Annotated in this window: 4 protein-coding genes and 1 pseudogene; all 5 read right to left on the reverse strand. The window is 56.3% G+C overall.

What is annotated here, in order from left to right; translation table 11 throughout:
• Window positions 1–76: 76 nt before the first annotated feature.
• A pseudogene (locus EVC45_RS43535) lies at window positions 77–644 on the reverse strand (PIN domain-containing protein); the annotation flags it as partial.
• A 3-nt stretch (window positions 645–647) separates the two neighbouring features.
• Window positions 648–1109 (reverse strand): helix-turn-helix domain-containing protein, encoded by a 462-nt coding sequence (locus EVC45_RS43540; protein ID WP_129964226.1) that lies wholly within the window; start codon window positions 1107–1109, stop codon window positions 648–650.
• A gap of 440 nt (window positions 1110–1549) precedes the next feature.
• The gene (locus EVC45_RS43545; RefSeq protein ID WP_129964227.1) at window positions 1550–2023 is read right to left on the reverse strand and encodes an RES family NAD+ phosphorylase; all 474 of its coding nucleotides are present in this window, start codon (window positions 2021–2023) and stop codon (window positions 1550–1552) included.
• Entirely contained in the window at window positions 2023–2694 is a 672-nt protein-coding gene (locus EVC45_RS43550) for an antitoxin Xre-like helix-turn-helix domain-containing protein (protein ID WP_248295519.1), read from the reverse strand. Before EVC45_RS43550 ends, EVC45_RS43545 begins: the two co-directional genes overlap by 1 nt.
• 1156 nt (window positions 2695–3850) lie before the next feature.
• A complete protein-coding gene (locus EVC45_RS48135; RefSeq protein ID WP_129964229.1) occupies window positions 3851–4252 on the reverse strand; it encodes a LysR substrate-binding domain-containing protein in 402 nt (133 codons plus the stop codon).
• Window positions 4253–4315: the final 63 nt, after the last annotated feature.

The raw sequence follows: 4315 nt of genomic DNA on the forward strand, positions 1-4315 counted from the left end.
AATTCGCCGCGATCGGTGCCTTGTTCGCTCGTTTTTTAGGCATCAATCTGTCCGCTATATTTCTGACGTATGAGTAAAGTGCCCAGGCCAACGGACGCAGCACGTTCACAGTTTGCGTCAGGCCCTGAGCGACGAGGGTATCCAGGTAGTCATCGACCGATTTTGGTGGATTCTTCATCGATTTACGGTGTCGAGAGGCAGCCTGTAGCACTTTGGCGGCGTTGAGGTCGAACAGGTCGAAGATGAAGTCGTCCGGATGCTAGGCCGAGACATTGTACTTTTGCAATTCGGCTGCAGGAAAATCCTTGCGGTTGAACGTAATAATAAGTTCGGCGCCCGCGCATAGCCGCGGCCACAACATGCCGATCATCCGGGTCTGGAAGTTCGATCGCAGGGATAAGGTGCTCGAAGTTTTCGACCAACGCTTCGCGTACGTTCGCATCCATGAGCTGACGCGTGCGCGCGATAGCCTCCGGCTTCAAATCTTTACGGTGTTCGAGCACGTTCCGTGTCCACTCGTCGTGGATCATGTTGCTCCATCGAGCGCGGTACATGTCAGTCAGCGCAAGATGCATCAGCAGGTCGCGCAACGGGGCCGGATACAGAACGCAGGCGTCGTAAACTACAGTGAAGTTTGACGCCATCGTTCAGTAGCCCATGCCCAGTTCCTGCGCCTGCGCAGTGAGCTCGTCCAGAGCGGCGAGACGCGCCTCGTCAATGCGCTTCTTGTAGTCGATAACATCCTGGTAGCGGACACGCCGGTGGGTATTGACCCGTCGAAAAGGAATGTCCCCCTTCTCAAGCAGCTGCACAAGATAAGGTCGCGATACGTTGAGCAGGTCAGCTGCTTCCTGCGTGGTCACTTCAGCGTGGATTGGAATGATTGATACGGCGTTGCCCTGTCCAATTTCCGCGAGTACATTGACCAACAGCTTCAAGACCGACGTCGGAAACCTGACACTGTGCATTTCTCCCTTTTCATCCCTGAAGTCGAACTGCTGCGATTCCGCGCTACTGGTGAGCGCAACAGCCAGATCACGGCTCGACTCGCGGGCGATCTCGATCTCGGCCGCCGAAGGCAATGAGGCGGGGGTTGCGGATCTGTTCAAGGGGCTCCTCGCGTCGTGGCTATAACAGATGATGCCATTTTAATTCGAAATAATCGAAACGGAAACCAAAATCGAAATATCCGAAACGCTGCCCGGCTAAACCGCAAATCAGCTCGCCTGCGCAATTGTTCTCGGGAATTCCGCGCAGTAAGGCAATCCCGCAACCGCCGCTAGAAACACACCTTTCCTTGCTAGTGCAATGCCAGGGCATGGGTCGGCGGGGTATCGGCTGCGACCGTACGGCTTGGCGCCGGGTGAAGCAGCGCCGGCATGACCTTGGGCAGCGAGGGACCACCAGAGTTCTGCCGACTGCCTCAACCATTTGACATGGTTCCAATTGCAAACATGAATTAACATACTACTTAATAAGTGATAATTTGCTTTATGTCAAGTTGAATGGCTGTTATCTAAGCCTTGCGTCTACAATCACGCCCCACTGGCTATTCCGGCGGCGCGACCCGTCGCAACAAGCGCGGATCGGTCAGCCACTCCTCACGCAGCCCGATTTCGACATGGGCAAAATCGGCGTGATTGGGATTGAGCAGATAATTGGTTTCAGCAGGAACGACTGCACTGGGGACGGCCAGCACGGCACTGGCGCGCGTCTGCGACCACGTGTCCCCAATCTGCTGCAGTTCGCCGCGCCCGGAGATGTCCCGCCAGTCGGCAGGCAAAATGGCCGGATCGATACGTTCCACGATTCTTTCGGGGAATCTGGCGGGAATCATCACATAGTGCGCACGCAACGGTGAATCCTGGACCAACATCTCCAAAAGCGCCAACGATTGCGTTTGCGCCGTGTACACCATCGCGACGCCTTTGGTATTCCACCGGCCACCGTACAGTCGTGCGCCTTCTCCAGAGAAAGCGGTATCCGCATACCGCTCGGTCACCACCCGCCATACTGTGAGCATTATGCAAACACGCCGTGCTCGATACGCCCGAGCGTGTCCATCACACTATCGGCGCCAATATCGGTATCCACGAGGCTAAGGGGCGTCGCGCCTTCGAGCGCGGCGATCGGTGTCTTGAGCCAGGCAATCGCCGAGTCGAGATCCTCAAAAACCTCCGCAGCGCGCGCGACCACACGCGCAAGCCGCAGCAGCTTTGCTGACTCTTCACGACTCAAGACACCTTCCCGCTTTCGACGCGCAAGCGTCCGCTCAGGAATATCGAGTGCCTGCGCCAATTCCGCCTGCGATAGTCCGATCGATCTGAGAATGGCGTCGAGCGCCTGCGATGAAATCCCATGGCGGACCACATCCACCCACTCCAGACCCGACCGAGGCGCCCGCGGGAACACGGTGCGACCTCCGAGCAATGAGTCGGCTGACACCCTTTCGATAAGGTTCACGATTTTACCCCCCCCCTGCCATTTGGCATCAATTTTATACCAAAATGGCAGCATCCGTCTTTTTCCAGTCGCCTCAAGCGGACCACCGGAAATCACGGGGCCAACTGTGGCGATTTGCTGCAGGCATACACATTCGAAGAAGACCCGGTGGTTGCCATTCACCCCGATGTCGGATTCCGAGGTCCCCATCGCGCGGTATGAGCGGGAAAAGCAACGGCGTCCCAGCGTCATGCACGCCTGTTCCAGTTAGTCCTCCAACATCTCGGCGCGTTTGTGGCTATTTCGCGTGCAATACAGTCGCCGATTTCGTCGAAATCAGAATTCGGTGTGCGTCGAACGCCTTCGCGCAGGACTTCGCCTTTCGAGCCGTAGTGGCCCCTCTCAGCTAGTGCTGCAACGTAGCTCTCAAGCTGTGCCGAAGGTCTGTACTGGTCATGTATCTGCCTTCAACATGTACTTAAAACCATGTTTGCTTACTGCCTCGTTCACTAAAATGGTGCGTATATTTGATCAAGCTGCGTAGCGAACAGATCGAACCGTAATGGACGTCTGTGTTGTCGCCAGATATTGATTGGTCCACCGAGAGTACGGCCTGACCCGTGACGGCGCGCCAGTCGAAGCCCATCAGTTTTCAATGACGACGGCCCGCGAATCTCCGGCGCATGCGATGAACACCGGCCGATGGTGCTCGCAAAACACGTCGAAATGAGCCTGGCGAAACGGGAACTACCGAGGCACGCCCACAACTCGCTGGAGTTTTCACATCTAGTAGTCGGTGATCTGACCGTGCGGGCCATGTCTCCTGCGGACAACGTTGCGCTCAACGCGCGCTCTTCTTTTGCTCAACTTCCTCGGTATCTTGTGATCCGATTTGCATAGTCGGCCCCTTCAGAATCTTGAGGGAAGATGCACCATGTCCCGTTTCTGTGGCGATAGAAGAACATTGCTCTTGATCCCGCTCCGTTGTCCGCGACGACGCAAACATAGCGTCCAAGACCGGACCGTCCGACATGACTAACTCTGAATCCTCTTGCCGGATGTGGAGCGAGCCAAACATCGACCATAGTTCGCAACGACTTTCCCGCGGTTGCCATAATTTTCTCCATCTCGTTTCAATATGCTTTCTCCATCAATTAGGATATCTACATAATCTACCGAAAGACAACTCCTTACCGCCTGTCGACGGTAACTGTATCGCTCGCGATGACAGGACGGCACACTGCGATCAACGCCGTCACGCCAAGAACCTGATCTGACCGTGTTGGCCGTACGTGTCGCCGCGAAACCGACAGCCTTGCCCGACACGCAAGTCGCCTGTTCTTAAGTGACGGCGACCTAAACCAAACGATCCGGGTTCCACCCGGCACAGGTTGCCGCGGAGTTCTGCCTAGATCATGGACGACGGTCGCATCTGCTTGTCATGCACTTCGACCTCTTTCGCGCTTCCGACCGCATGGGCGCGGCCGATAAATCGCGAGAGCTGCTGACTCGGCTCCGCAGTGGAGCGCAACAGATAGGTCGTTAGCGTATCCGGGCACCCTGCAAGTGTCCGGATAGCCACTGCCTCGAGCCGACTATGTGCAACGCGTGCTTCGCTGGCGAATCCGACGCCATGGCCGGCCGATACGAGCGACAGCGGCATGTCACCACTCACGACATACGCTGCGATGGATGGCTCGGTACTAGCATTGCATAGCACCCGTTGCATCTGTCGCCAGGTGCCGCTCCAGTCTTCCGGATGACACATGACCAATGGGTAGCCCAGTAATTCGTTTAGAGACTGAATCAAAAAGACCCGTTGGGGGCTGTTAACCTTCTCGGCAAGCTGTTAACCTTGGCCACCTGAACAACT

The sequence above is a fragment of the Paraburkholderia sp. UYCP14C genome (assembly GCF_004197395.1).
GTDB lineage: Bacteria > Pseudomonadota > Gammaproteobacteria > Burkholderiales > Burkholderiaceae > Paraburkholderia.